This is a genomic window from Actinomyces dentalis DSM 19115, from assembly GCF_000429225.1.
In the GTDB taxonomy this organism is placed as follows: Bacteria; Actinomycetota; Actinomycetes; order Actinomycetales; family Actinomycetaceae; genus Actinomyces; species Actinomyces dentalis.
The window spans coordinates 79331-105423 of sequence record NZ_AUBL01000004.1 but is presented as its reverse complement, the minus strand read 5'-3'; the positions used below and the strand labels follow the sequence as shown (position 1 = coordinate 105423).

26 protein-coding genes are annotated in these 26093 nt (G+C 74.3%); 4 read left to right on the top strand and 22 right to left on the bottom strand.

The genetic code is table 11. From position 1 onward, the window contains the following. Positions 1-35: 35 nt before the first annotated feature. The 9 genes from G446_RS0102590 to G446_RS15535 form a co-directional block, all read right to left on the bottom strand. Positions 36-860, bottom strand: coding sequence for a F0F1 ATP synthase subunit delta (locus G446_RS0102590; protein WP_026408962.1), 825 nt, complete (start codon positions 858-860; stop codon positions 36-38). Continuing rightward, complete coding sequence (locus G446_RS0102585; protein ID WP_026408961.1) at positions 857-1492, bottom strand: F0F1 ATP synthase subunit B; 636 nt, start codon at positions 1490-1492, stop codon at positions 857-859. The genes G446_RS0102590 and G446_RS0102585 overlap by 4 nt, the downstream gene beginning before the upstream one ends. Positions 1493-1505: 13 nt before the next feature. Then, a complete protein-coding gene (gene atpE, locus G446_RS0102580) occupies positions 1506-1709 on the bottom strand; it encodes an ATP synthase F0 subunit C (protein ID WP_026408960.1) in 204 nt (67 codons plus the stop codon). A 75-nt stretch (positions 1710-1784) separates the two neighbouring features. Next, complete coding sequence (gene atpB, locus G446_RS0102575) at positions 1785-2612, bottom strand: F0F1 ATP synthase subunit A (protein WP_026408959.1); 828 nt, start codon at positions 2610-2612, stop codon at positions 1785-1787. A 141-nt stretch (positions 2613-2753) separates the two neighbouring features. Beyond that, positions 2754-3239, bottom strand: a complete 486-nt coding sequence (locus G446_RS15540) for a hypothetical protein (RefSeq protein ID WP_084778885.1) — start codon at positions 3237-3239, stop codon at positions 2754-2756. Then, positions 3236-4372 (bottom strand): MraY family glycosyltransferase, encoded by a 1137-nt coding sequence (locus G446_RS0102565; RefSeq protein ID WP_026408958.1) that lies wholly within the window; start codon positions 4370-4372, stop codon positions 3236-3238. The genes G446_RS15540 and G446_RS0102565 overlap by 4 nt, the downstream gene beginning before the upstream one ends. Further along, positions 4369-5100 carry an L-threonylcarbamoyladenylate synthase gene (locus tag G446_RS0102560; RefSeq protein WP_026408957.1) on the bottom strand — a complete coding sequence of 244 codons (732 nt, stop codon included), beginning with the start codon at positions 5098-5100 and terminating at the stop codon, positions 4369-4371. Before G446_RS0102560 ends, G446_RS0102565 begins: the two co-directional genes overlap by 4 nt. Positions 5101-5202: 102 nt before the next feature. Then, positions 5203-5889, bottom strand: a complete 687-nt coding sequence (locus G446_RS0102555; RefSeq protein WP_051285585.1) for a response regulator — start codon at positions 5887-5889, stop codon at positions 5203-5205. Continuing rightward, complete coding sequence (locus G446_RS15535) at positions 5889-7217, bottom strand: ATP-binding protein (protein WP_051285584.1); 1329 nt, start codon at positions 7215-7217, stop codon at positions 5889-5891. Before G446_RS15535 ends, G446_RS0102555 begins: the two co-directional genes overlap by 1 nt. A gap of 136 nt (positions 7218-7353) precedes the next feature. Between G446_RS15535 and G446_RS18590 the strand changes: the two genes are divergently transcribed. Further along, a complete protein-coding gene (locus G446_RS18590; RefSeq protein WP_026408955.1) occupies positions 7354-9219 on the top strand; it encodes a PspC domain-containing protein in 1866 nt (621 codons plus the stop codon). Positions 9220-9278: 59 nt separating this feature from the next. Beyond that, complete coding sequence (locus G446_RS18585) at positions 9279-9746, top strand: hypothetical protein (protein ID WP_051285583.1); 468 nt, start codon at positions 9279-9281, stop codon at positions 9744-9746. Between the two features lie 64 nt (positions 9747-9810). Here G446_RS18585 and G446_RS0102535 read toward each other — a convergent pair whose 3' ends face one another. From G446_RS0102535 to G446_RS15520, 6 genes are all read right to left on the bottom strand, one after another. Further along, positions 9811-10116 carry a transcriptional regulator gene (locus tag G446_RS0102535; protein WP_026408954.1) on the bottom strand — a complete coding sequence of 102 codons (306 nt, stop codon included), beginning with the start codon at positions 10114-10116 and terminating at the stop codon, positions 9811-9813. After that, positions 10113-10781, bottom strand: coding sequence for a hypothetical protein (locus G446_RS0102530; protein WP_245574554.1), 669 nt, complete (start codon positions 10779-10781; stop codon positions 10113-10115). Before G446_RS0102530 ends, G446_RS0102535 begins: the two co-directional genes overlap by 4 nt. Positions 10782-10845: 64 nt before the next feature. Further along, complete coding sequence (locus G446_RS0102525; protein ID WP_026408952.1) at positions 10846-11430, bottom strand: DJ-1 family glyoxalase III; 585 nt, start codon at positions 11428-11430, stop codon at positions 10846-10848. 118 nt (positions 11431-11548) lie between these two features. Next, positions 11549-13066, bottom strand: coding sequence for an alpha-amylase (locus G446_RS0102520; protein WP_026408951.1), 1518 nt, complete (start codon positions 13064-13066; stop codon positions 11549-11551). Positions 13067-13150: 84 nt separating this feature from the next. Next, the gene (locus tag G446_RS0102515; protein WP_026408950.1) at positions 13151-14362 is read right to left on the bottom strand and encodes an ATP-binding protein; all 1212 of its coding nucleotides are present in this window, start codon (positions 14360-14362) and stop codon (positions 13151-13153) included. Between the two features lie 146 nt (positions 14363-14508). Further along, positions 14509-15357, bottom strand: a complete 849-nt coding sequence (locus tag G446_RS15520; RefSeq protein WP_051285582.1) for an alpha/beta hydrolase family protein — start codon at positions 15355-15357, stop codon at positions 14509-14511. A 269-nt stretch (positions 15358-15626) separates the two neighbouring features. On the opposite strand from G446_RS15520, the gene G446_RS0102505 reads away from it, so the two are divergent. Both G446_RS0102505 and G446_RS15515 read left to right on the top strand, forming a co-directional pair. Then, positions 15627-16196: an NAD(P)H-dependent oxidoreductase gene (locus G446_RS0102505; RefSeq protein ID WP_026408949.1), complete on the top strand. Its 570-nt coding sequence runs from the start codon at positions 15627-15629 to the stop codon at positions 16194-16196. Between the two features lie 73 nt (positions 16197-16269). After that, positions 16270-17628 (top strand): glycosyltransferase 87 family protein, encoded by a 1359-nt coding sequence (locus G446_RS15515; protein WP_245574553.1) that lies wholly within the window; start codon positions 16270-16272, stop codon positions 17626-17628. On the opposite strand, the gene G446_RS0102495 is transcribed toward G446_RS15515, so the two are convergent. From G446_RS0102495 to G446_RS0102465, 7 genes are all read right to left on the bottom strand, one after another. Continuing rightward, positions 17584-18162 (bottom strand): methylated-DNA--[protein]-cysteine S-methyltransferase, encoded by a 579-nt coding sequence (locus G446_RS0102495; RefSeq protein WP_051285581.1) that lies wholly within the window; start codon positions 18160-18162, stop codon positions 17584-17586. The two genes, G446_RS15515 and G446_RS0102495, sit on opposite strands and share 45 nt — an antisense overlap. A gap of 64 nt (positions 18163-18226) precedes the next feature. Beyond that, complete coding sequence (locus G446_RS0102490) at positions 18227-18817, bottom strand: cysteine hydrolase family protein (protein WP_026408947.1); 591 nt, start codon at positions 18815-18817, stop codon at positions 18227-18229. A gap of 76 nt (positions 18818-18893) precedes the next feature. Next, positions 18894-20324 carry a DHA2 family efflux MFS transporter permease subunit gene (locus tag G446_RS15510; protein WP_051285580.1) on the bottom strand — a complete coding sequence of 477 codons (1431 nt, stop codon included), beginning with the start codon at positions 20322-20324 and terminating at the stop codon, positions 18894-18896. A 98-nt stretch (positions 20325-20422) separates the two neighbouring features. Beyond that, positions 20423-21193, bottom strand: coding sequence for a carboxymuconolactone decarboxylase family protein (locus G446_RS0102480; RefSeq protein ID WP_026408946.1), 771 nt, complete (start codon positions 21191-21193; stop codon positions 20423-20425). 105 nt (positions 21194-21298) lie between these two features. Continuing rightward, positions 21299-23677, bottom strand: coding sequence for a glycoside hydrolase family 3 protein (locus tag G446_RS0102475; RefSeq protein WP_034468848.1), 2379 nt, complete (start codon positions 23675-23677; stop codon positions 21299-21301). Positions 23678-23871: 194 nt separating this feature from the next. Further along, positions 23872-24954, bottom strand: coding sequence for an alpha/beta hydrolase (locus G446_RS18580; protein WP_051285579.1), 1083 nt, complete (start codon positions 24952-24954; stop codon positions 23872-23874). An 80-nt stretch (positions 24955-25034) separates the two neighbouring features. Beyond that, on the bottom strand, positions 25035-26024 hold the full coding sequence (locus tag G446_RS0102465) for a DUF6199 family natural product biosynthesis protein (protein WP_026408944.1): 990 nt from the start codon (positions 26022-26024) through the stop codon (positions 25035-25037). Between the last annotated feature and the right edge of the window lie 69 nt (positions 26025-26093).

The window sequence follows — 26093 nt, the reverse complement described above, 5'->3', positions numbered from 1 at the left end:
GCGCCGCGGGGCGCCGGATGTTGCGGGGCGGGCCCTCAGCCCGTCAGCCGGGTGCGCAGCCGCGCGATGGAGCTGCGAACGGTGGAGTCCATGACCAGGTCGCGCACGCTGACCCTGACCCCGCCGATGACCGAGGGGTCGACCTCCATGTTGAATTCGATGTCGGTGCCCAGGCGCTGGGCGAGGATGGCCCGCAGGCGCGCCTCCTGGAGGGGCGTCATGGGGACGGCGGTGACGACGTCGGCGATGGTGCGGTTCTGCAGACCGGCGGCCAGCTCGGTGACGCGGCGCACATTGTAGGGCACCCCGCCGACGGCGATCTCGGGCTGGTGGCGCACGCACCAGACGACCAGGCTCATGGTCGGGGCCGACACACGCGGGCCGAAGAGCCGCCGGGCGAGCCCGACGCGGTCCTCGGTGCGGGTGCGCCGGGACGGCTCGAGGGCCTCGCGGACCTCGCGGTTGTCGGCGAGGACCTGCCCGACGGCGAAGAGCTCCTGCTCGACGTCCTCCAGGGTGCCGCCCGCGCGCGCGCCGGCCAGGACGGACTGGATGCCCATGTCGTGCAGGGCGGTGATGAGATCGACCGGGCGCGACCAGCGCTCGCGCACGAGCACCCGCAGGAGGTCGACGACGCGCTCGTCCACCCGGCCGGTGAACAGGCGGGCGGCGAGGGCCGCCTTGTCCTCGGGCGCGCGGCCGGGATCGGTGAGCGGACCGCGCAGCGGGTTCGCCGCGACCTGGTGGGCCAGGGCGAGGATCTGCTCGCCGAGCTCCTGCCCGACCGCCCCGGCGGCGGTCAGGACCGGGGTCCACGCCCTGGCGGCGATGACCCTGCTGGCGGCGGTCCCGGTGTTCACCGCACCGCTCCGTATCCGGCGGCGTCGGCGCGCCGGGCGCGGGCGGGCGCCTTCTCGAGCTCGTCGAGGAAGCGGTCGATGACGCGGGCCGACAGCGCGGTGTCGGTCAGCTGCTCGCCCACGATCCTCTCGGCGAGGTCGGAGGCGAGCAGGCCGACGTCGGTGTGCAGGCTGATCTCGGCGGCCTGCTTGTCCGCCCGGATCTGGCGCTCGGCGGCCTCCATGGCGCGGGAGGCCTCCTTCTGGGCGTCGGCGCGGGCCTGGGCGATGATCTCCTTGGCCTCGTTCTGGGCGGCCGCGCGCAGGCCCGCGGCCTCGCGCCGGGCGTCCTCGATGAGCCGGGCGGCCTTGCGCTCGGCGTCCTCCTGGTTGCTCCTGGCCCTGTCCGCCAGCTCCAGGCCCTCCTCGATCTTGCGGGTGCGCTCGTCGAGCACCGCGTTGAAGCGCGGCAGGGCGTACTTGACGAGCGCGACGGCGACGATCAGGAAGGCGACCGTGCCCCACAGCAGGTCGGGCAGGGCGGGGATGAACAGACCAATGCCCCCCGGGGCGCCGCCCTCGGAGGCGCCGGAGGCGGGCAGCGCCGCAGGCAGGCCCGCGGCGAGCGCGGGGGCGTTCACGGCTATGGTCATGGCGACCACGGGTTCAGAAGACGAAACCGGCCGCGAAGCCGAGCAGGCCCAGGGCCTCGATGAGGGCGGCGCCGATGAACATATTGGTGCGCAGGGCGCCGGCGACCTCCGGCTGGCGCGCCGTGCCCTCCTGGGTCTTGGCGACGACCAGGCCGATGCCCAGTGCGGGGCCCAGGGTCGCGAGCGCGTAGCCGATGGTGTTGATAGTGCCGGTCATAGGTGTCTCCTTGTGGTGGTGATCGCCGGAGGGCGAAGAAATCGTGTGATGAGTGATGACGTTAAAACCGGGGTTTCAGTGCATGCGGACCGAGGAGTCGATGTAGACGGCCGTCAGGAGCGTGAAGATGTAGGCCTGGAGGGCGGCGACGAAGGCCTCGAAGACGATGAAGGCGACGCCCGCGGCCAGGGTGATCGCGCCCAGCGCCTTGAGCGAGGCCGAGGCGTAGACGAACAGGGCGTTGGTGGCCACGAAGCACAGGGCCAGCAGCAGGTGGCCGGAGATCATATTCGCCATGAGTCGGACCGTCAGCGTCAGGGGCCGCAGGATGAAGGTGGAGAGGAACTCGATGGGGACGATGAGCGGGTACAGGAACCCCGGCACGCCCCGGGGGGCGAGGGATCCCTTGAGGTAGCGGCCGATGCCGTTGGCGCGCACGCCCGCGTAGAAGAAGGCGATGTAGGACACGATCGCGAAGATCAGCGGCATGCCCACCACGCCGGTCGAGGCGATCTGGAGGCCCGGGATGACGCCCGAGATGTTGAGGAACAGCACGCCCAGGAAGATCGTGGTCAGCACCGGGGCGTACCTGCGCCCGAAGTCGGGGCCGAGGATCTCCTCGGCGACGTTCTTGCGCACGAAGTCCAGGACCAGCTCCAGGGCGCTCTGGAACCGGCCGGGCACGACCCGGGCGCGCGCGGCGCCGACGGCGAAGACGAGCACCAGGGCGCAGGCCATGATGAGCCTGACCATCATGACGCGGTTGAGCTCGAAGGGCGTGCCCTGGAAGGCGAAGGGCGCGGGGAAGAAGTCGTCCATGCTGGGCGGCTCGAAGCCGCTCCCGTCCGAGGACGCGGGCAGCGCCCCGACCGTCCCGGCCGCGAGAATCGCGCTCGTGATCACCAGTCCTCCTCGGATACGGACCCGCCGTCCCACCGAGGAACGGCCTCATATGCCAGCCTAATCCAAAACCGCGAACCGTCCACCCGAAAACCGGACCGGCGGGCCGGCCGCCCCGGCCCCTGGCACTTCGGACGCCGCGAATCAAGGGACGCTCGACCCATCCGCGCCGTCGTCGCGCCGTTCGCCGCGGCGCGGCTGAACCGTCAGGGCCCGGCCCGAGGCGAGCGCGACGATCTCCGTGCCCGCGACCGCCAGGAGGATCACCGCCAGGGGCGCGAGGAACCAGATCGGACTCATCGTCGAGCGGTGCGGGCCCGCCAGGACGATGAGAACCACCATGACGGCGATCTTCCCGGCGAAGGACAGCATGACCCCCCCGGAGGCCAGGAGGGGGAAGCGGTCCCAGTCGACGGCCAGGGACGCGGCGGTGATGAGGGTGAGCAGGGCCCCGGCCCCGGCGCCCCAGACGGCGCCGCGCCAGGCGCCGCCGCCGACCACCGCGGCGCAGGCGAGGGCGATCGCGGACAGGGCGAGCCCGACGATCAGGACCCGCCGCGCCGCGGCGCGGAAGACCTCCGCGTGGGTGCGCGGGCGGGGGGGCGTCAGGCGGCGGTCGGCCCGGCTCATCGTCGCCCCGCGCGCCGCACGTGCCGGGCGCCGATGCGCCGGGCCCAGGTCAGGCGCAGCCCGGGCATGAGGTCGACGGTCACGGCCACGGCCGCGACCACGGCCACGGCCGCGCCCACGGCCACCACCCGGACCGGCAGGAAGGCGAGGCCGGCGCAGGAGAAGGCCGCGACCGCCGCCCAGATGTACATGACCAGCACGGCCCGGCGGTGGGAGTGGCCGGCGGCGAGCAGGCGGTGGTGCATGTGCATGCGGTCGGCGTGGAAGGGGCTGTGCCCGGACATGGTCCGGCGCACAATGAGCCTGATCATGTCCGCCACGGGCAGCAGAAGGACCATGAGGGGCAGCAGGATCGGCAGGAACACGGGGATCGCCGCCGTGCCCCCGAAGCTGCCCGGATCGATCTGCCCGGTGACGATGATCGTGCCGGCGGCGGAGATCAGGCCCAGCTGCATGGAGCCGGAGTCGCCCATGAAGATCGTGGCCGGATGGAAATTATGGGGCAGGAAGCCCGCGCATATGCCGATGAGGGCGGCCACGATGGTGGCGGCCAGGGAGGTGTAGGACTCCGGGGAGGTCCAGCGGGTCAGGGCGTAGACGTAGGCGAAGAAGGCCACCGCCCCGATCCCGATGACGCCGGCGGCCAGCCCGTCCAGCCCGTCCATCCAGTTGACGGCGTTGATGACGGTGAGCACCACCAGAATGGTGGAGAACAGGGACAGGCGGGACGAGCCGATGGTCAGCCCCCACACGGGGAAGGTGATGAGCTGGACGCCCTGCCAGGCCATGATCCCGGCCGCCAGGATCTGCCCGACGAGCTTGGTCATCCAGTCCAGCTCCCACAGGTCGTCGACGATGCCCAGCAGGCAGACCAGCCCCGCCCCCAGCACCACCGCCCAGGCGGAGCGGTCGATGACATTGGACAGGTAGGGCACGCGCGAGGCGACGGCGACGGCGGTGGCGAAGCCCAGGAACATGGCCACGCCGCCCAGGCGCGGAATGGGCGTGGTGTGCACGTCGCGGGCCCGCACCGGGGTCAGGGCGTTGAAGACCAGGGCGATGTGGCGCACGATCGGCACGGACAGGTAGGTCACGGCCGCCGCCACGAGCATGAGCAGGAGGTAGACCTTCACGCCCCCGCACCCTCCTTCGCGCCGCCGTGCGCCGCGCTCGGGCCCACGACGGCGGCGAGCTCGGCGCGCGGGACGACGCCCTCGCGCACGACGACGGGGCCCGGGGACCCGCCGGCCAGGCTGACGATGGTGGAGGGCACGGGTCCGGGCGTCGGGCCGCCGTCGAGCAGCAGTATGTCGGCGCCGTGCGGGCCCGCGGCGTCGTCGTCGGCGAGCGCGACCCGGCCCGGGAAGGCGGCCAGGGCGGCCGCGGCGTCGGTGGCGGGGGCCAGTCCCGTGCGGTTGGCGCTGGTGACGGCCATGGGGCCGGTGCGGCGCAGCAGCTCCAGGGCCAGGGGATGGTCGGGCATGCGCAGGGCCACGGTTCCGCCCGACTCCCCCAGGTCCCAGTCCAGGTCGGCCCTCGCATCGAGGACGAGGGTCAGCGCCCCGGGCCAGAAGGCCCCGATGAGCACCCGGGCGGCGTCGGGGAGGCGGGCGACGACGTCGAAGGCCTGGGCGGGGTCGGCGACGAGGACCGGCGGCGGCATGCGGCGGTCCCGCCCCTTGGCGGCCAGGAGCCGGCTCACGCCCGCGGCGTCGGAGGCCAGGGCCCCGATGCCGTAGACGGTGTCGGTGGGGAGGATGAGCAGGCCGCCCGCGCGCACGTGGGCGGCGGCGCGCTCGAGCGCGCGGGCGGGGGCGGGCGCGGAGAGGGGAACGCTGGGATGCGGGCTCACGGCGGCCATCCTCCCACGGATCGGCCCCGGCCCGGGCCGCGCCGCCCGCCCGTGAGCGGCCCCACGCGCCGGGGCCCGCGCCGCGGGGCCGCGGGACCCCGGCCGGCGCCCCTACACCAGGCGGCGGGCCGCGGCCCAGCGGGTCAGCTCATTGCGGTTGGACAGCTGGAGCTTGCGCAGTACGGCCGAGACGTGGCTCTCGACGGTCTTGACGGAGATGAACAGCTCGCCGGCGCACTCCCTGTAGGTGTAGCCGCGGGCGATCAGGCGCATGACCTCGCGCTCGCGCGCCGAGAGGCGGTCGAGCTCGGAGTCGGCCACGGCGACATCCCCGGCCCCGGTCCCGAAGGCGTCCAGGACGAAGCCGGCCAGGCGCGGGGAGAAGGCGGCGTCCCCGGCGGCCACCCGCCGCACCGCCTGGGCGAGGTCGGCCGTCGAGATGGCCTTGGTGACGTAGCCGCGTGCCCCGGCCCGGATGACGCCGACGACGTCGTCGGCCGCGTCCGAGATGCTCAGGGCCAGGAAGCGGGTGCCCGGCGCGTCGCGGCAGGCGGCCACCACCTCGGCCCCTCCCCCGCCGTCGCCCCCGGGCAGGTGCACGTCGAGCAGGACGACGTCGGGGCGCAGGGCGTGGACGGCGGCGACGGCGCCCTCGACGTCCTCGGCCTCGGCGACGACCTCCAGGTCGGGGGCGCGGGCGGTCAGCTCGGCGCGCACCCCGGCGCGCACGAGGGCGTGGTCGTCGACGACGAGCAGGCGCAGGCGGGCGGGCGGGGCGGGATCGGTGCGGCGGGACATCATGCTCCTGTGGGTGCGGCGGGGGGCGGCGGGACGGTGGGCAGGTCGAGGTGGATCTCGGTCCCCGCCTCCAGGCGGCGCACGACGGCGCGGCCGCCGTGGCGGGCCATGCGCGAGACGATGGACTCGCGCACGCCGTGCCGGTCCGGGGGGATCCGGTCGATGTCGAAGCCCGGGCCGCGGTCACGCACGAAGACCTCCAGGCGCTCGGGGCCGATCTCGGCGTAGACGCTCACGGGCGGGGCGCCGTGGCGCACGGCGTTGGACAGGGCCTCGCGGGCGGCGGCGACGACGACCTCCGTGGCCCGGTCGGGGGGGCGGTCCCCCACGACGACGAGCTCGACCTCCGCGCCGTAGCGGTCCTCGATCTCCCCCACCAGGTCCCGCACGGCGTCGGCCACCGAGGTGCCGGCCTCGGGACGGTCGGTGTAGAGCCAGGCGCGCAGTTCGCGCTCCTGGGAGCGGGCCAGGCGGGCGACGGCGCCCGGCTCGTCGGCGCGCTTGCGGATGAGGGTGAGGGTCTGGAGGACCGAGTCGTGAAGGTGGGCGGCGATGTCGGCGCGCTCGGCCTCGCGCGCCTCGGCGGCGCGGGTGTCCGCCAGGGCCCGGTTGGTGCGCAGCCACAGGGGCGCCAGGATCAGGCCGACGCCCAGGACGAGGGCGCCGCCGGTCAGGGCGCCGGTCAGCAGCACCCGGGGCGGGGTGTCGGCGCCGATCCACAGCAGGATGCCGACGATGGCCAGGACGACGCCGCCGGCCAGGCGCAGGAGGGCGCCCCGGTCCCGGGCGGGGCCGGTGACCGCGTCGACCTGGGACCAGGCCAGGGCCGCCCCGGCGGTGATGACGAGGACGGGCGGGAACCAGCCGGCGTCCGGGCCCAGGCCGGAGCGCCGGACGGCGATGAGGGCGGCGACCAGGAGGAGGGCGACGCCGCCCAGGAGGGCGCGCGCCCGCGGGCCCGGGCGCTGCCCGCCCGCGGCCCGGGCGCCCGGGGGCGAGACGAGGCGGGCCCGGGCGGGCGGGACGGCGCCGGAGGCCTCCGCCCGGGGGTCGCCGGCTGGGACGAGCGCCCACAGCAGGAGGTAGAGGAGGGCCCCGGAGCCGCCGAAGACGCCGGCGGCGACCAGGAGCGCGCGCACCCTGATGACGGGCAGACCGAGGTGGTCCGCCAGGCCCGCGGCGACGCCCGCGATCAGCCTTCCGGGCCGCGTCGCCCACCCGGGTCCGGGGGCGCCGGCGCGCAGCGGGCGGCGCAGGGGCGGGCGCGGCGGCGCGCCGGGGCCGCGCCGGGTGCCGGGGGGCGCGCCCGGGCTCGCCGTGGTCGTCATGGGCACATCGTGGCACGAACGGGGACCCCGCAGGCGGGATGCGGGACGGAACCAGGGACGCATGGGGTCTCAATGGGGGATCGATCAGGGACTCCCCCAATCGCGGCGAGCGGGGCCGGGGCCGGACCATGGGGTCATGAGCGACGATCCCTCCCCCGACCGGTCCGACCCGCAGTACGGACCGCAGCCCGACCCGCAACCGGACCCGCAGTACGGACCACCGCAGCCCGACCCGCAACGACCGCGCACTCGGGCCACGACCTCCTTCTTCGACTCCGTCAGGCGCACGGGCCTGGTGCGCACCGACCAGCGGTGGGTCGGCGGCGTGGCGGGCGGCCTGGCCCAACGGCTCAATGTGGACCCCGTCCTCGTGCGCTGCATCTGGGCGGTGCTCTGCGTGTTCTCGGGCGTCGGGCTCCTCCTCTACGGCATCGCCTGGGCCCTCCTGCCCGAGGAGGGCGACGGGCGCATCCACCTCCAGCAGGCGCTGCACGGCGAGGCCGAGTCCGGTCTGGCCGGCGCCGCGGCCGCCGTCGTCGCCGGGTTCGTCCTGCAGCACCGCGGCGTCCTGCCCGTGTGGTGGTACGCCACGGACGACTGGGCGGGGGGCTTCTCCCTCGTCTTCTGGACGCTCATGCAGGTGGGCCTGACCGCGGGGATCATCTGGCTGGTCATCGTGCTCCTGCGCGGAAGGCGTCAGGACCCGCGCCCCGGGGCCTTCGCCCCCGGACCGCGGGTCGCGCCCGCGCGCCCGAATCCGCGCGGCGCCGCGCCCCGGGGTCCCTCCCGTCAGTGGGTCGGCCCGGTCGTCCCGCGCGTGCCCGGTCCGGGGCGGCGGCTGAGCCTGCTCGCGCTGGCGCTCATGCTCATCGGCCTGGCGCTGGCCGGCCTCGGGCTCCTGAGGGCGCACCTGACCGTCATCACCGCGCCCTTCGCGGCCCTCGGCGCCGTCACCGCCGCCCTGGGCGCGGTCGTCACGATCGCCGCCCTGCTCGGGCGCCGGGGCGGGTGGATCAGCGGTCTGGGCGTGCCCGTCATGCTCGCGGCCGTCCCCGCCCTCATCCTGGGCTCCGCCATTCCGCCGCAGGTCCTGGCCAGCACGACCCTTCACCCGCTGCACCCGGGCACGGTGCGCCTGACGTGGGCGGACCTGGAGAGCATGCCCAGAACCGCCGAGGGCGTCATCGACCTGGGCCTCTACGGCGCCGCCGGCATCTCCCTGGACCTGTCCGGCGCCCCCGCCGATCCGGGGGCGACGCGCGTCCGCCTGAGCCTGGGGGCCGGCCGCGTGAGCGTGTCCACGGCGCCGTCGGTCCCCCTCGTCGTCGACACCTCCCTGGGCGCGGGCACGCTCACGCACCAGGTCACGGACGGCTGGACCTTCGAGGGCGACTGGTCGGCGACGCTCCACACCGCGCCCTGGGCGCACGTCTACACCCCCGACGGCAGGGCCATCGACACCCAGGTGCACCAGGCCTACTCCGCCACGGGGAAGCGGTTCATCAGCCGTTCGGACGCCGCCCGCAACGGCGGGAGCGCCCTGACCCTGGAGCTGGCGATCGGGACCGGGGAGGTCGAGGTGACGGAGAACGCCCCGGGGCCGAGCTGGACCGGCATCGGCTCCGAGGACGTGTGGATCGTCAGCTCCTGGAACCGCTCGGACGGGACCAGCTCGACCGCTCTGCCGGTCGAGGGCATGAACCACGCCGCCGTCTCCGAGGAGGCCGCGCGCACCTGCCTCAAGGCGGCGGATGACGACCAGGACGACTGGGACAACGACTGGGACGACGACGCCCGGGGCTACACCGGGCAGAGGATCCTGAGCGAGAAGCTGGCCGACCTCGATCCCGGCGAGCGCGCGTCCTACGAGTCCTGCGTCAACCGGGCCATCGCCCGGGGCGACGGCGTCGCCGGTCCCGACGGGACCGGGTACGGCGGCGAGGTCCTCACGACCGCGCCCGGGCCCACCGCCGCCCCCACGAGCACTCCCACGAGCAACTGAACCCCGCAAGCACAGCCGCGGCGAGCTCCCGCGGCGGAACCGACGAGTGAGGACACACCATGACCGACGACGAGACCCCCACCACCGCGCTGCCCACCGACGAGGAGGCCCCCACCACCGCACTGCCCACCGACGAGGAGACCCCCACCACCGCACTGCCCACCGACGAGGAGGCCCCCACCACCGCGCTGCCCACCGACGACGACGCCGTCTCGGCGGAGCAGCCGTTCGCACCGGCCTCCGCCCCGGACCCCGACCGGACGGGGCCGCGGCCGCCCGGGGGCGACGCGGTCTGGAGCTCGAGCTCCCTGACGCCCGCTCCCAGGCCGGCGCCCCGGCGCCCGCGCCCCTTCACGCTCGTGTGGGGGCTGGCCCTCCTCGCCGTCGGGAGCCTGCTCATCGCCATCAGCCTGGGAACGGACATCGACCTGCTCACCACCGGCGTCGTTCTGCTGAGCGGGCTCGGGCTGGCCCTGCTCGTGCTCGCGGTCCTGCCATCGCGGGGCCCGCGGCGCCCGGGGGCCTGAGCCGGCGGGCGCGCACGCGGGCCGGTCGCCGGGCGGACGCCGGCGGACCGGCCCGTGTGCGCGCCTACTGCCCGGCGGCGTCGAGCATGGCCCGCAGGGTGCGGGTGTACTCCTCGAAGGCGAGCCGCCCCCTGGGCGTGAGCGCGATGTAGGTGGCGGGGGTGCGCCCCGAGAAGGTCTTGGACTGGGAGACGTAGCCGGCGGCCTCCAGCTTGCTCAGGTGGGTGGACAGGTTGCCGGCGGTCATGCTCAGCAGCTCGCGCAGCCGGGGGAAGACGATCTCGTCCCCGGCGGGGATGACCGCCAGGGCGGCGACGATGCGCAGGCGGGCCTGGGCGTGGATGACCGGGTCGAGGACATCGTGGCTCACGGCGCTCCCACCGCGGGCCGGGCGGGCCGGGCGGTGCGGCGGGCGTCCCAGGCGGCCGCCAGGAGCATCCCGCCGCCGCCCGCCAGCGACATGACCAGCAGCATGGCGCTGCCGCCGACGATCGTGGCCGCCGTCGTGGTGATGAGGATCCACCCGCCCAGCACCCCCAGGGTGTGCTCCTGCCACACCGCCGAGGAGGCGAGGAAGAGGACGCCGACGATGAGGCAGGGACCGGCGTTGGACAGGATGACGCCGGCCTCCCTGGCCCGGACGGTGTCCACCGCGGCCAGGAAGGACCCGATCCTGCCGATGATGACGAACCACAGGACGAAGGCCCCGCACCAGGCCGCGCCCAGACGCGCGCCCTGGTCGACCGACCCGCCGCGGATGCCGCGGATGCGCCGGGAGATGTAGACGGCCGTGTAGAGGCCGGCGCAGGCCAGGGCGGCGACGAAGAAGACCATGTGGGGCGCGGGCACGGTGAAGTCGGGGCGCCGGCCGAGCCGCAGCGCGCCGTAGCCCAGGAGCCAGGCCAGGCCCCAGGCGGCCAGAAGGGGCGCGGAGCGGATGCCGGTGCGCACGTGCAGGATGTTCTGCTGGTCCTCGATGGCGGACAGGGCGGCCGCCGCATCGAGGCGGGTCTCGGGCGCGGATGTCGAGTTCACGGGCCCTCCCATCGGTTCGCGTGTCAAACCAGTTGGGAGGAGTGTAGTCCGCCCCGCGTCGGCATCAGGACTGGTGGACGATGGCGGAGCGCACCTTGGCCGCGGCCCCCTCGTCCAGGAGGCGGCGCACCATCTCCAGGCCCAGCTCGATGGCGGTGCCCATGCCGCGGCTGGTGAGCAGGGCGCCGTCGGCCACGACGGCCTCCTCGCTCACCCGGGCCCCGTGCTCGGCCAGGACGTCCATGAAGGCCGGGTTCGACGTCGCCCGCCGCCCCTGGAGCAGCCCCATCTCGGCCAGGATCGAGGGCGCGGCGCACACCGCCGCCAGGGGCAGGTCCTCGTTCATGCGGCGGGCGATCTCCTGCCTGACGGCGGGCACGGCCTTGAGATTGGGGGTGCCGGGGATCCCCCCGGGCAGGAGGACCAGGGCGTAGTCGGCCAGATCCACCTCCGACAGGAGGCGGTCGCAGGTCAGGACGACCTGGTGGGAGGAGCCGACCGCCAGGGAGTTGGTGACGGAGACGAGGTCGGCGCGGATGCCGGCCCGGTAGAGGATGTCGACGGGGGCGAGGGCCTCGACCTCCTCCAGGCCGGGGGCGATGAGGACGGCGACGGCGGAGTCGGTGGCGAGTGCAGCTGGTGTGGGCACGGTTCCTCCTGGAGTTGGGGCCCGCCGGGCACCGCGGGCCGTTGGCACGACCCTACCCGCCGCGCCCGCGTCCCGGCGCCGCCGTCGGCCCCCCCGCCGGGTTCGGCGCCGCCGGGGCTCAGCGCTGGCGGACGAGGCGGTCGAGGCTGCGCCCCAGCTCCGACTCGGCCGCCGCGGGCGCGTACACGCTCAGTCCGCCGTCGGAGACCTCCAGCTCCGCCCCGCCGTCGGCATCGACGACGACGGGGCCGTGCCCGCCCAGGACGCACACCCATTGCTCGCCGGCGTGGCGGGCCCCCACGTGCAGGCGCTTGACGGCGGCGTGGCGGTCGGAGAGCACCACGGCCAGGCCGGAGGCGGGGTGGACGTCGTCCCCCTCACGGGCGAAGCCGACGACGTCGGGGGCGTCGAAGGCGTCGTGCTGCGGCCCGTGGGCCAGCAGCCGCCGCGCCGCCATGAGCAGGGGCAACTCGGTGACCGCCGGCAGGTCGCCGGTCTCGGGGGTGCCGAACAGGTCGCCCCAGAAGACGCAGGGGATGCCTGCCTCGCGCAGGAGGATGAGGGCGTAGGCGCTGGGCTTGAACCAGGGCAGGATGGTGGAGGCCAGGGCCTGGCGGGGCTGGGTGTCGTGGTTCTCCACGAAGGTGACGGCGTGGGCGGGGTCGGCGTCCACGAGGGTGCCCTCGAAGAGGCGCGACAGGTCCACGTTCCCGTCGGAGGTGGCGGCGGCGTGGAGGTGGAAGTGGAGGGGGACGTCGAACAGGCTCATGACGGGCTCGTCGCCTAGGTAGCCCCGCAGCTCGGCCAGGTCCTCGGACCAGTACTCCCCCACGGCGGGCAGCGCCCGCCCGGTGGTCCGGCGCAGGTCGCGCAGCCAGCGGCGGAAGAACTGGGCCCCGATGTGCTTGACGGCGTCGAGCCGGAAGCCGTCGACCCCGGTGGTCTCCACGTACCAGCGCCCCCAGGCGTCCAGCTCCGCGCTCACCGTCGGGTCCATGACGTGGACGTCGGCGCCCATGAGGTAGTCGTAGTTGCCCAGCTCGTGGGCGACGCCCTCGCTCCACTCCTTGCCCTCGAAGAGCCATATGCCCGAGCGCCCGGAGCGCTCGTCCCAGTCGATGCCGTTGAAGCAGTGCCAGTCCCAGGTGAAGTCCGAGTAGGCGCCGGCGCGCCCCGGGAAGGTGAAGCGGGTCCACACGGTGACCTCGGCGGGCTCGCCGAGCGGGCGGTACCGGTTGGCGGGGTCGACCTCGAGGGCGAGCACGTCCTCGGAGGCGTCGGCTCCCATGCGGTGGTTGAGGACGACGTCGGCCATGACGTCGATGCCCGCCGCCTTGAGGGCCGCCACGGCGGCCAGGTACTCGTCCTTGGTGCCGTACTTGGTGGGCACGGCGCCCTTCTGGTCGAACTCGCCCAGGTCGTAGGTGTCGTAGACGCCGTAGCCGACGTCGTCGACCCCGGCCTGCCCCTTGTAGGCCGGCGGCAGCCATATGGCGGTGAATCCGGCGTCGGCCAGGAGGGCGGCGTTGTCCGTCAGGAGCCGCCAGTGGCGGGAGTCGGCGGCCAGGTCCCAGGCGAAGCCCTGGAGCAGGATCGGGTTGACCCGCGAGGGCTGCGGGTGGAGCGCATCGGTCACATGAGTATTGTGTCAGATCCTCCCGGGAGCTTCCTGGGAGCGGGCGGTCGGGCGGCGCCGGTCGGGCCAGCTCCCGCGCCGACCTCAGAGCGGGTCCTGGAGGAGGAAGTCGATGATGTTGAGGTGGCGGATGCCGCTCCGCCCGCGACTGAGCGGATCGAGGCTGAGCACGAGCTTGGGGTGGTTGTCCGGGATGGACTCCAGGACGCCGAATTCCCGGTCCATCGTCTCCTGACCGGCGAGCAGGTAGCAGACTTGGACGTAGAGGACCTCCTGCCCCCGCCGGGCGAGGAAGTCCACCTCCTTGGCGCCGCTCCACCCGACCTGGACCTCGTAGCCCCGGGAGCGCAGCTCGGTGTGAACAATGTTCTCCAGGACGATCTCGACGTCGGAGATGTTGTCGAAGCCCATGGCGGTGCGCAGACCGTGGTCGACGGCGTAGTACTTCCCGTCCGATCGCAGGATCGACTTCCCCGCGACGTCCCGCCTCGGCACTCGCGCGATGAGGTGGGCGCCGATGCAGAAGTCGAGGTAGTTCAGGACGGTGTCCACGCTGACGGCCCGCCCCTCGCTCTTGAGGTGGCGCACGACTGAGCGCGCCGAGAAGGTCCGGCCGATGTTGCCGATGCAGTAGCGGATGAGACGGCGGAAGAGATCGACGTCGCGGACCTGATGGTGCTCGATGACGTCGCGGACGATGACCGTGTCGAGAACCGACTGGAGGTACTGGATCGACGGGGAGCGCTCGAGCCCGAAGTACTTCAGAGCGGGGAAGCCGCCCAGGACCAGGTAGTCGTCGAACAATTCCCGGGGCGCGCGGGCGGTCCCGGCGTGAAGTTCGATGAACTCGCGGAAGGCCAGGGGGAGTACGGGGAACTCCACGTACCGGCCGGCGAGGTTGGTGGCCAGTTCTCCGGCGAGCATGGTGGAGTTGGAGCCGGTGAGGTAGAGGTCGCAGTTCCAGTCCACGCGCAGGGCGTTGACCGCATCCTCCCACCCGGGGACGCGCTGGACCTCGTCGAGGAAGACGTAGGCCCGCTGCGAGCGGTCCGGCAGGCGCGCGCGCAGGTGCTCCAGGAGCGCGGTCGGATCGCGCAGTGCGAGACCGGCCTCGGATTCCAGGTTGAGGCGCACCACGGGGGCGCGCGGGAAGCGTTCGGAGATCCTCTCGGCGATCATGTCGAGCAGGGTGGACTTGCCGCACCGGCGCACGCCGGTGAGGATCTTGATGACGGGGACGTCGACGAAGGGTCGGATGCGGTCGATGTAGCGGGGACGATCGATGTAGTCCTCCACGGAGCACCTCCTGAAGTCCTGGGCGATGAGCGCAGCGGATACCGCCTGTCGACCGCAGTCGACAGAACTGATCGTGAGAGCCTTACTGTCGACTGTAGTCGACAGGCCCGGGGGTGACGAACCCGCCGGCCGCGGCGCCGTCCGGCCTACTGCGATTCCCCGGCGGGCTCCAGGACGCCGCTCCAGGACAGGAACCGCGCGGTGCGCTCCAGCGCCGCCCTCAGGCGCTCGTCCCCGAAGCCGTGGGCGGCCCCGGCCACCCGCTCCAGGCGGGCGTCGGGCAGGATCCGCGCGGCGGCCTCGGACGCCTCGATGGGCGCGTCGGCGTCCCGGTCGCCGTGCAGCAGGAGGACGGGGGCGCGCAGGCGCCTGAGCGCGGCGTCGACGTCGAGGTCCCAGGCGTCCAGGGCGTAGCGGCGCCCGAGGACGATATCGCGCCCGTCGACGCGGGCGGTGTGGGTCCCGGGCACGGCCGCGCGGGTCCCGAAGCGGGCGCGCACCGTCGCCGGCGCGCGCAGCGCCGGGTACCACAGGACGAGGGCGCCCGTCTGCGCCGGACGGCGGGCCGCCGCCAGGAGCGCGACGAGCCCGCCCAGGCTCCGCCCGAACAGGGCCGTGCGACCGGCGTCGACGAAGGGCCAGGCCAGCGCCGCGTCCAGCACCGCCTCCAGGTCGGCGACCTCGGTGAGCACGCTCATCGACGTCGTCGCCCCCGCCGTCGGCGCCCCGCCGCCGCGGAAGGACGGGCAGATCGCCACCGCCCCGGCCCGCGCCAGGCGCCGGGCGACCGGGGCGACCCGCAGGCCCGACTCCCCCAGGCCGTGGCAGCACACCACCAGCGGGGCGCGCACACGTCCGGCGGCGGCGTCGCGGGGCACGTGGACCAGCGAGTGGACGGGACCGGGCGCACCGCCGTCCGCGGCGACCGGCGTGCTGAGTTCGCGCACGAGGACGTCGTCCGCCGGTGCGGCCCCGCCGCGGTCCCCAGATGCCACGTCGGCATCATAGGGCCGGCGACCGGGCGTCGGGGCCGACGGGCCCGCCACCGAGGTCCGGGGCCCGGCCGGCATGCCTCCGCCGGGAGCGCGAACGCGCAGGTTTCCAGTCGAGCGCGCGCCTCCCATCTGCGCGTTCGACTGGAAACCTGCGCGTTCGCGGAAAATGACGGGCCGGAACCGCCACCCGCAGGGACGGTGCGAGCGCCGGAATAGTCCGGCGCGCCGCGGGGTTACGCCGGCGTTCGTCTCCGAGGAAGAGGGTTCTCATGAATCTCAAGACCACCGCCGTCCTGGTCTTCCACCCGCGCCTGACCGCCTCCTCGCGGGTCAACGCCCGCCTCGCCCGGGCGGCCCGCGAGGCCGGCGCCCCCGAGCACCCGATCGAGGTGCGCGACATGTACGCCCTCTACCCCGACTTCCGCATCGACGTCGCCGCCGAGCAGGCCGTCCTGGCCGCGGCCGACCGGATCGTGCTCCAGTTCCCCATGTACTGGTACTCCACGCCGCCCCTGCTCAAGCAGTGGGAGGACGACGTGCTCACCCACGGGTGGGCCTACGGCTCGACCGGCACCGCGCTGCACGGCAAGGAGCTGGGCATCGCCGTGTCCCCCGGCGCCCCGGCCTCCAGCTACGAGCGCGCCGGGGCGGCCCGCTACACGGTGCACGAGCTCATGCGCCCGCTCCAGGCGACGAGCGCCCTCATCGGCACCCGCTTCCTCACGCCCTTCATCACCGCCGGCACCATGGGCCTGACCGAGGCGGGCCTGTCCGAGCGGGCCGCGGCCTACGCCGACTGGCTCACCTCCGACCAGCCCGAGCTGGGCGCCTTCGAGTAGGTCCGGGCGGGCGGCGGGCGGGCCCGTGGGGGCCGTCCGCGCCGCACGCAGCCCGGGGCGCATAATGCGGGCCGTGCCCGCGCTCCTCTCCCCCCGCCCCCGCCGGGCGCTCGTCCGGTGGCTCGCGCGCGCCGGGCGGCTCGGCGCGCGGCTCGTCTCCAGCCGTCTGATCATGGCGCTGGGCGTCCTGTGCCTGGCGCTGCCCGTGGCGTCCTGGACGGTGGGCGACGGCGTCTTCGCCGTCATGTTCGACTCCTCGGTCTACTACGGCGCGATCGTGCACTGGAGGGCCGGCGGGGACCTGTACGACTGGTACGCCCAGCCCCTCCTCCACCAGTACCCCTTCACCTACCCGCCCTTCGCCGCCTGGGCCCTGGCCCCGCTGACCCGGCTGGGCGAGCGCGGGCTGCAGCTCGTCCTGACCGCCCTGACCCCCGTCGGCGCCGCCCTCACCGCGGGCGCGTGCCTGCGCCGCCTCGGGGCCGGTCGGCGCCTCGCCCTGGGGCTGGCGCCGTGGGCGGCGCTGGCGGCGAGCGAGCTGCTCGAGCCCTTCCGCGAGACCCTCTACGAGGGGCAGGTCAACGCCGTCCTCATGGCACTCGTGGCCCTCGACGTCCTGGCCGTGCCCGAGTCCTCGCGGCTGCGCGGAGTCCTCTGCGCGGTGGCGGCCTCCTTCAAGCTCACCCCGGCGATCGCGCTCGCCGTCTTCCTCATCCGCCGCGAGTGGCGGGCCGCGGCGACCATGGCGGGAACCGCCGCCGGGATCACGGCCGCCTGCTGGCTGGCCGATCCGGAGTCCTCGCGGCGCTTCTTCGCCTCCGCCATGCTGGACCCCTCGCGCACGGGCTTCGCGGAGTACGCGGGCAACCAGAACCTCAGGGGCACGATCGCCCGCCTGCTGCCCGAGCCCTGGTGGACGCCCCTGTGGGCGGTGTGCGCGGCGCTCGTCCTGGCGGGAGGGTGGCTGGTGTGCCGGCGCCTGGAGCGGCTGCGCGCGACCGACGGGCCGGCGCGCTGCGATCAGGGCGTGATCCTGGCCCTGGAGCTGGGCGCGGTCATGGTGACGGGGCTGCTCGTCTCACCGGTGTCCTGGTCCCACCACTGGGTGTGGGCCCTGGAGGTCCTGCTGGCGCTGGGGGCGGCGGCCCGGGCGTGGCGATCGGGCGCCCTGGCCGCGGTCACAGTGGCGGGCGCCGTCGTCATCGGGGTCGGCATCCACTGGAGCTTCCCCTTCCAGAGCCATGCGGAGTTCGCCTGGCCGCTGTGGCAGAAGCTCGTGGGGTCGGGCTACACGTGGTGGGCGCTGCTGGCCGGGGCCGTACTCGCCCGCGAAGCCCGGCGCCGGAGGATCGCGGCCGCCGCGGGCGCCGTCGAGGACTCGGAGAGCTCACAGGCCCGGGATGCCGTCCTGCGCGAGGTCCGGGCCCGGTAGGTCCGCGCCCTCGAGGCGCAGCAGCCGGATCTTGCGGTCGGTGCCGCCCGCGTAGCCGACGACGGCTCCGTCCGCGCCCACCACCCGGTGGCACGGCACCATGATGCTGATCGGATTGCGTCCGACGGCGCCGCCCACCGCCCGCGCCGAGCCGCGCCGGCCGGTGAGCGCGGCGATCCGCCGGGCCAATTGGCCGTAGGTGCGGGTGGACCCGCGGGGGATGGCGAGCATCTGCTCGCGGACCCGCTGCTGGAAGGCGGTGCTGGCGGGGGCGAGCGGGGGCGGCGCCCCGGGGTCCTCGCCCGCGAAGTAGCGCTCCAGCCAGGTCCGGGCGGCGGAGAGGACGACGGGCTCCCCCTCCCGCCCGAGCTCGACGGCGGCGTCGTCCGGCAGCCCGGCCCGGTCGTGGGCCTGGCCGTCGAACCAGACGCCGATGAGCTCGCCGCCGTTCGGCGCCCCCTGCCCGGTCCGCGCGGCGATGGTCATGGCGCCCAGCGGAAAGGCGCAGGCGCGCAGGTGGATCGCCGTCGTCATCACCCCCTGATCGGCGTCAGCGTAGCAGCGGGGGCGGGCGGCCGGCGGCGCCGCCGGGCCCCGTTCAGGCCAGGGCGGCCAGGACGTCGTCCGTGGCCACCACACGCGTGTCGTAGCAGCGGGAGAAGTACTCCAGGCCGCCCTCCTGGGTGCCGATGAGGAAGGTCGCGGTGGCGTCGGCGGGCACGATCGTGCGGTAGCCCAGGAAGTAGGCGCCAGCGAGCGTGTGGAGCACGCAGATGTTGGTGTCGAATCCGACGACGACGAGGGTGTCGCGCCCCAGCTCGCGCAGGGTGATGTCCAGGTCGGTGCCGAAGAAGGCGTCGTAGCGGCGCTTGGGGATGATGTAGTCGCCCTCCCCGGCCTCGAAGGCGTCCAGGGGCCGGGAGTCGGGGGTGCCGCGCATGGAGTGCTCGCCCCACAGCGCGAGCTCCAGGTCGGTGCCGGGCAGGTGGGCGTCGCAGGCGAAGACGACGGGCACGCCCGCCGCGCGGGCGGCCCTGGCCAGGCGGACCGCATTGGCGGCCATGTCGCGCAGCGGTTCGGCCACCGGGTTCGGCCCGCCCAGGACGTCGACGACGACGAGCGCGGTGCGGGCCGGGTCGAGCCCGGTGCCGGTCTGCCAGGGCGTGGGCTGGGGAGCGGGCAGGGTCATGACGGGTCCTTCCATTCGGGGCCTTCAGATGTCATGACACTACGCTCCGCGGACTCCGCACGCCAACTCCCGGACTCTACTGCACAGGCGCCGCGGGCACCGGCGGGTCGGCGGCCGGCGCCTTGGGCAGGACCGCGGCGCCCGCCAGGAGCCCCGCGACGATCATGACGCCCAGCAGGAGCCAGAAGACCTGGCGCGTCCCCGCCGTCGTGGCCGCCACCGGGTCGGCCGGATCCGCCGCCTGGGCCGCATTGACGATGGCCGTGGCCACCGCCGTCCCGATGGCCCCGCCGAGCTGCTGGACGGTGTTGAGGGCGGCGTTGCCGTCGGCCTGGAGATCGTCGGGCAGGCCGCGCAGGGCGTGAGTCATCGAATTCGAGATGGACAGCCCCTGGCACACGGGCACCAGCAGGTAGATCCAGGCCAGGCGCGCCGTCCCGCCCCGGACGCCGAGAAGGGCGAACAGGGCCATGGCGGCCGCGCCGAAGACGGCGCCGGTGACAATGGGCCGGGCCGGGCCGAGCCGGTCGAGGATCCGCCCGCCGAAGGGCGTCAGGCAGGCGCCCACGACGCACCCGGGCAGCAGGAGGCAGCCGGCGGCGAAGGACCCCGCGCCCGCGCCGACCTGCGCGTAGTAGGGGATGAGGTAGCCCAGGGCCAGGACGATCCCCTGGACGAGGACGACGTAGAGGATCGACAGGGCGAAGGTGCGGTCCGCGAACACGCCGATGCGCAGCAGGGGCGCGTGAGAGCGCCGGGACAGGGCGCAGAAGGCGCCGACGAGCGCCGCGGCGCACCCGGTGAGGACGAGCACCCGCGCACTGGCGAAACCGGCCGTCGAGGCGGCGTTCATCGCCAGGACGAAGCAGGTGAACCCGGCCGCGAGCGCGGCGAACTGCACCGGCGCGAAGGGGACGCGCTCGGGCTCGTGCGCCTCGCGGATGGTCAGCGCGCCCAGCAGCAGGGCCGCGAGCAGGAAGGGCAGCAGGATGAGGAAGATGGACCGCCAGCCGAGGGCCCCGATGAGGTAGCCGCCCAGCGACGGGCCCACCGCCGGTGCGATGGCCGTGATGAGGGTGGCCACCCCCATCATGGTGCCGAGGCGGTCGAGGGGCGCCTGCTTGAGGACGACGTTGAACATGAGGGGCAGGGCGATGCCGGTGCCGACCCCCTGGATGAGGCGGCCCCCGATGAGCAGGTCGAACCGGGGCGCCGCGGCGCACAGGACCGTGCCCGCCACGAAGAGCGCCATGGCCGTCAGGAACAGGGACCTGGTGCGGAAGCGGCGGTTGAGCAGGGAGGAGATCGGCATGATCGCCGCCAGAACGAGGAGGTAGCCGGTGGTGATCCACTGCACCCTCGCCGTGGAGACGCCGAACTCCGTCATGAGGGCGGGGAAGGCGATGTTCATGGCCGTCTCCACGACGACGCCCGCGAAGGACATGACGCCGATGGCGACAACGGAGAGCACCAGCCGGGCGTCGAGGCGCCGTTGGAAGCCTGTCACGAAGCCGCTCCTCGGGGTTGTGCCGGCCCCGGACCGGCCCGGGCCCGGCCCGCCGAGTCTACGCCCGCGGACCGGGAGTCCGCGGCCTTCGGCGGCCCTCAGCGATAGGCCTCCGAGGATGCCGACTCGTCGTAGCCGGCCACGAGCACCAGCCCGGACAGGGCGTAGGGGCCGCCGATGTAGGGCAGGGCCTGGACCAGGGCGGCGGCGACCTTCTGCCGGGTGCAGCCCGCCTTGATCGCCCCGGCCACGTGCGGGCGCAGTTGGGCGGCGGCGCCGAGGGCGGCGATGGCCACCAGGCTGATGAGCTCGCGGGTGGGCACGTCCAGCACGCCCCGGCTCTCGAAGTCGCCGAAGGCGCCGGCCGTGAGCAGGTGGGGGACGAACTGGCCGAAGGGCTCGGGCAGGGCCGCGAAGACCTCCTTGACCTCCTGGCCGTACAGGGGGGTCTGGATGGCGGCCCCGACCGCCTCGCGCTCGTCGTGGGCGACCGTGCCCGCCGTCGGCAGGGGCAGGGCGACGCCCTCGGCCCTGAAGACCTCGTTCGCCGTGGCGATGGCGTTGAGGGTCTTGGGGAAGCCGATGTACGGGGCGCACTGGTAGATGGCCTCGCGCACCTGGAGCGGGCTCGCCCCCGCCCTGAGGGCCGCCGCGACGTGGGCCTTGAGCTGGGGCAGGGTCTGCATGGCGGCCAGCGCCGTCACCGTGAGCAGCTCGCGCTCGACGTCGGTGAGCACGCCGGTGGAGAAGACCTCCCCGAAGATCTCGTTCTGGAGGATCTCGTAGAGCTCGGGATCGGCGGGGTGAGGCGTCGGCTCGGAGCCGAACAGCCGGGTGTAGGTCTCGCGCGCCTGCGGGGTCAGGGCCATGGGTGGTCTCCTCGGGTCGATGATCGTGACGGGTGTCTGGTGGGAAGGACGACGGGCGGAGCGCGGAGGGGGGCGATTCCCCCGCGCCCCGCCCGCCGGTCCCGTTCACTGCCCGGCCAGGGCGCGGGCCATGCGCACCACGCGCGCGGCCTGCTTCTCCAGCTCGGAGCGGCTCAGGCGCACCGCCGCGCCGGCCCCGCCCCGCAGGGCCGCCAGGATGTCCTGGCGGTCCTCCTCGCAGCCGGGCATGAAGAGCTCGTTGCCGGCCTTGATGGTGGCCGAGGCGGTGGCGCGCGGGTTCTTCATGTCGGTGCGGGTCATGCCGTGGACGACCCAGTCGGTCATGACCAGGCCCTCGAAGCCCCACTCCTGGCGCAGGATGCTCTCCAGCAGTTCGGCGGACTCGGAGGTGTGGACCCCGTTGACGAGGTTGTAGGAGGTCATGATGGCGTGGGGCCGGGCCTCGCGCACGACGATCTCGAAGGACCGCAGGTACAGGTCGCGGGCCGCCCGCTTGGAGACGTGGGAGTTGGAGTTGAGCCGGTTCGTCTCCTGGTTGTTGAAGGCGAAGTGCTTGACGGTGACCCCGCGCCCCGGGTGCCCCTGCACGCCCCGGGTGATGCCGGCGGCGACGCGCCCGGCCAGCAGCGGGTCCTCCGAGAGGTACTCGAAGTTGCGCCCGCACAGGATGGAGCGGTGCAGGTTGAAGGCGGGGGCCAGCCACAGGTGGGCCCCGAAGTGGTCCATCTCGGCGCCCACGAGGTCGCCGTAGGCCTCGGCCAGGGCCGGGTTCCAGGACTGGGCGATGGCGGTGCCGATGGGGATGGCGGTGGCCCACTGCTCGAAGGTCGACTCGGGGACGCGGGGCTTCTGGTCCGAGTCGAGGCCGAAGGCCTTCAGGGACTCCTCGTCCATGAGCTCGGCGAAGAGCCCGCCCAGCGCGGCGCCCAGCGGGAACTTGCCGTCGGCGTCCACGCCCACCTCGGGGGAGATGCGCAGGCCGGCGGGCCCGTCGGGCATGACCAGCGAGGGCAGGCCCTCGAAGCGGGTCGTCGTCTGTCCGGCGGCGCCGACGAGCGCCTCGGAGGCCTGGCCGATGATGGACTGCTTGTCGGCGGTCTCGGCGTACTGGCCCAGGACGATGTAGGCCAGCTCCTCGTCGCTCAGGCCCTTGACGAAGTCCTGGGCGTCGGCCAGGTCGACCGGCTCGCAGCGGTCGGCCCGGCGCAGGGCGGCGGGCTCGACGCTCAGGCGCTCGACGTCGTCGGGGACCTCGACGACGGCCGGGGAGGGGGGCCGCCAGTCGGTGAAGCCGGGGTCGCCCAGGGCGTCGTGCAGCTCGCGCACGACGGCGGCCTCGGCCAGGTGGACGACGGCGGCGGGGACGGTGTCGCGGCTGGAGGTCCCCACGCGCACCACGTAGTCGCCGGCCTCCAGGACGGTGGCGGCCCGCGCCTCGTCGTAGGAGGCCAGGTCGGCCAGGTCGAAGGAGACGACGACCTCCTGGGCGGCGCCGGGGGCGAGCTCGTCGGTCTTGCAGAAGCCCGCCAGCGCCTGGTAGGGCTGGTCGAGCCGGCCGGCCGGGACCGAGACGTAGACCTGGACGACCTCCTTGCCCACGTGCCCGCCGGTATTGGTCACCGTCGTCGTCGCGCTCACCTCGGAGCCGGAGACGGAGACGACGGGCGCGCCCAGCTCGAAGCTCGTGTAGCCCAGGCCGAATCCGAAGGGGAAGAGCGGGGCGGTGGCGGTGGAGTCGAAGTAGCGGTAGCCGACGTAGACGCCCTCGCGGTAGTGGGTGTCGTCGGGGTCGCCGAAGTCGCCGACGGCGGGGTAGTCCTCCCAGGCGGCCCAGGTGGTGGACAGCTTGCCGGAGGGCTGGGCGCGGCCGAGCAGGACGTCGGCGAAGGAGTCGCCGATGGCGGCGCCGAGCTGGGAGACGATGAGGATGTTCCTCACGTCCTTCACGGGCGTCAGGTCGACGACGCCGCCGACGTTGAGCACCAGGAGGAACTTGTCGAACTTGTCCTGCAGCGCGCGGATGTCGCGGATCTCGGAGTCGGTGAGCCCCACGTCCCCGGCCTCGGGGCGCCGGTCGTTGCCCTCGCCGGAGTCGCGGGCGAGGACGTAGACGGCGGCCTCGCCCCCGCCGTCGAGCGGGATGTCGAAGGCGGGGGCCGGGTCGGCCAGGCCCATGCCGTAGATGAGGGCGGGCACGCCCGCCTCCTTGGCCCTGGCCTTGATGTCGGCGACGAAGTCGGCGTGATTGGTCCGGGCGACCTCGTCGTAGGCGTCCAGCCAGGCCTTGGTGGTCAGGGTGAAGCCGGCCCTCTCTAGGCCCTCCTCGATGGTGACGACGTGGCGGGAGTTGACGTCGCCGGAGCCGGTGCCGCCCTTGATGGTGCGCCGCGCCCCGGCGCCGTACAGGGCGAGCTCGCCGGGTCCGGCCAGGGGGAAGGACCCGTCGGAGGCGAGCAGCACCATGGACTCGGGGGCGTTCTCGCGCACGGTGGCGAGGTGGTCGATCTCGTACTGGTTCAGCGGCACGTGGAGCTCCTTTGCCGATGTCGACTGCTGACGGGGCGCCCCTCGTCGGGCGGCCCCGGCACTGAAATATACCACTTGGTTGAATCCCCGTCCAGCCCCGGCGCCGCCCCCGTCGCGGTCCGGCCCGGGACTCACCGGCGGTTGGGGATGCGGCGCAGCCACTGATCGAGCGAGTCCATCTCCTCGGCCGACGCCCCGACCAGTCCCAGGACGCCGCGCAGCCGCGCCGGCGCGATGAGGCGGCGGAAGGTCCGCCGGGCGGTGTCCTCGTCGACGCCGGGGGCCACCAGCCCGCTGCGCCGGATGACCTCCATCTCCATGGCGTCGAGCGCGCCCAGGGCGGGGGCGAGCGCCTCGCGCGCCCGACCCTCCTGGGCGAGGAGGTGGCCCACCGTGCAGTCCAGGCTCAGGACGTCCTCCAGGTCGGCGTCGGTGCGCCCCGACACCCGGGGCTCGCCCACGCCCTGGGCCGTGAGCGGGCCCAGGACGTCGTCGAGCCAGCAGATCGCGTCGGCCACCCAGCGGCGGGTGCGCTCGGGGACGGCGCCGGCGGCGTTGAGGCCGGGGGCCGCGGTGGAGAAGCCGTGCTCGCCGTAGGCGTAGACGTGGCTCTCGAAGGTGACGCCGGCCCGGCCCAGGGCGGTCAGGAGGGCCAGGGCGTCCCCGACGGGGGTGAGGGTGTCGTCGCGGGACTGGACGTGGAAGACCGGGCTCGTGCGGGCGTCGACGTGCTCGACGGGCACGGGCACATCCGGGCCGGGCATGCACAGCTCGAGGGCCGGGCCGGCGAGCAGCGGGTAGACGAGGACGGCCGCGGCGGGGCGGCGGCGGGCCATGGTGGCGGCGCAGGCGGCCAGGTGCCCGCCCGAGGAGAAGCCGAGGACGGCGACCTTGTCCGCGCGCAGGCGCCAGCTCCCGGCCCGCTCGTCGATGAGGGCCATGGCCGCCTCGTAGTCGCGCAGGGGGCCCGGCCAGGCGCGGTGCTCGCCCGCGCAGTACCTGAGCACCATGGCGTGGTAGCCGGCGGCGAGGAAGGGCGCGGCGACGTTCTCCGCCTCCCGCTCGGAGGGGCGGTTGTAGCCGCCCCCGGGCAGGATGAGGACCGCGGGGCGCTCGGTGATCCCGGGGTACCAGCCCCCGGTGGGCAGCAGCTGGACGGACAGGGTGACGCCGCGCTCGGCGTCGAGGACGACCTCCTCGGTCGTGAAGGCCATGGCGGGCTCCCTCCTGCTCCTCGTTCCCCCTCGGGGTCCGCCGGCGCGCCGACGGACTCGCGCGACCCCCGCACCGCCGCCTAGCGGCCGGAGGTCCAGGGCAGGAGCACGTCGGACGTCAACTGCCGGTCGGTCCGCTCCGAGATCCACGTCCCGGAGAGCTCGGCGCGATCATAGGCCAGGAAGATCGTCGGGCGGTACTGCCCCTCGGAGGCGCTCCGCCCGCCGCGCCCCGACCCGGAGCCGCTCAGCGGGCGGTAGGCGGGGGCCTGGTAGGCGCGGGCCGCGGCCACCTGCTCGTCCGTGAGCGGAACGGCGACGTAGGCCCCCTCGGTCGCCTGGCCGCAGCGGGCCGGGTCGGTGACTCCGGTGACCTCGATCTGGAGCGCCGACCCGCGCTCGGTCACCGTGACGGCGGTGACGGCGCACACCGCCTGCGTCATGCGGACGAGGATCGCCGGCCCCTCGCCCAGCGCCGCCCGCCCGCCCGCGGTCGTGGTCGCCTGGGCGGGGTCGAGCGTGCTCAGGGCGACCCTGGAGTCGATGACGTCGGCGTCGGCGAAGGCACTCGGGTGATCGTCCGGCATCCACGGGTAGTAGAAGGCGTCGACGCCGATCCGCTGGGAGGACTCGGAGTCCTGTCCGCCCGTCGTATCGGTCAGGACCGGGGTGAAGAGCGTGACCGGGTCGCCGCCTCCGACCGGACTCGTCGAGGCCGACGGGAAGGGGTCGATCGGCTCCGGCGTCACGGTGGTCCTGGCGCGTCCGCCGTTGGGCGTGCTCGGCACGTACGGATACACCTGCGGCGCGCGGGTGGATGTCGGGGTCGAGCGGGCGTCGGCGCTGCGATGCACGACGGAGAAGAGCCCCAGCGAGCCCACCACGAGCACGCTGAGCGAGATGAGGGAGATCAGGCGCTGCATATCGAAGGCCGCGTCGGACGGCTCGTTCGCCTCGGGATCGCGGAACTGCCAGGACGAGAGCTTCTCCCACATGCCGCGGGGGTCGATGATGTTCCACAGGAGGAACGGCAGCGGGAAGAGGAAGAAGAAGAGGATCAGGGCGGTCATGGGGTCTTCCGTTCTCCGGGATCGCGCGGGAACGCGGACGGTGCTCCGACCCTACCAGGGCCGCCGGCC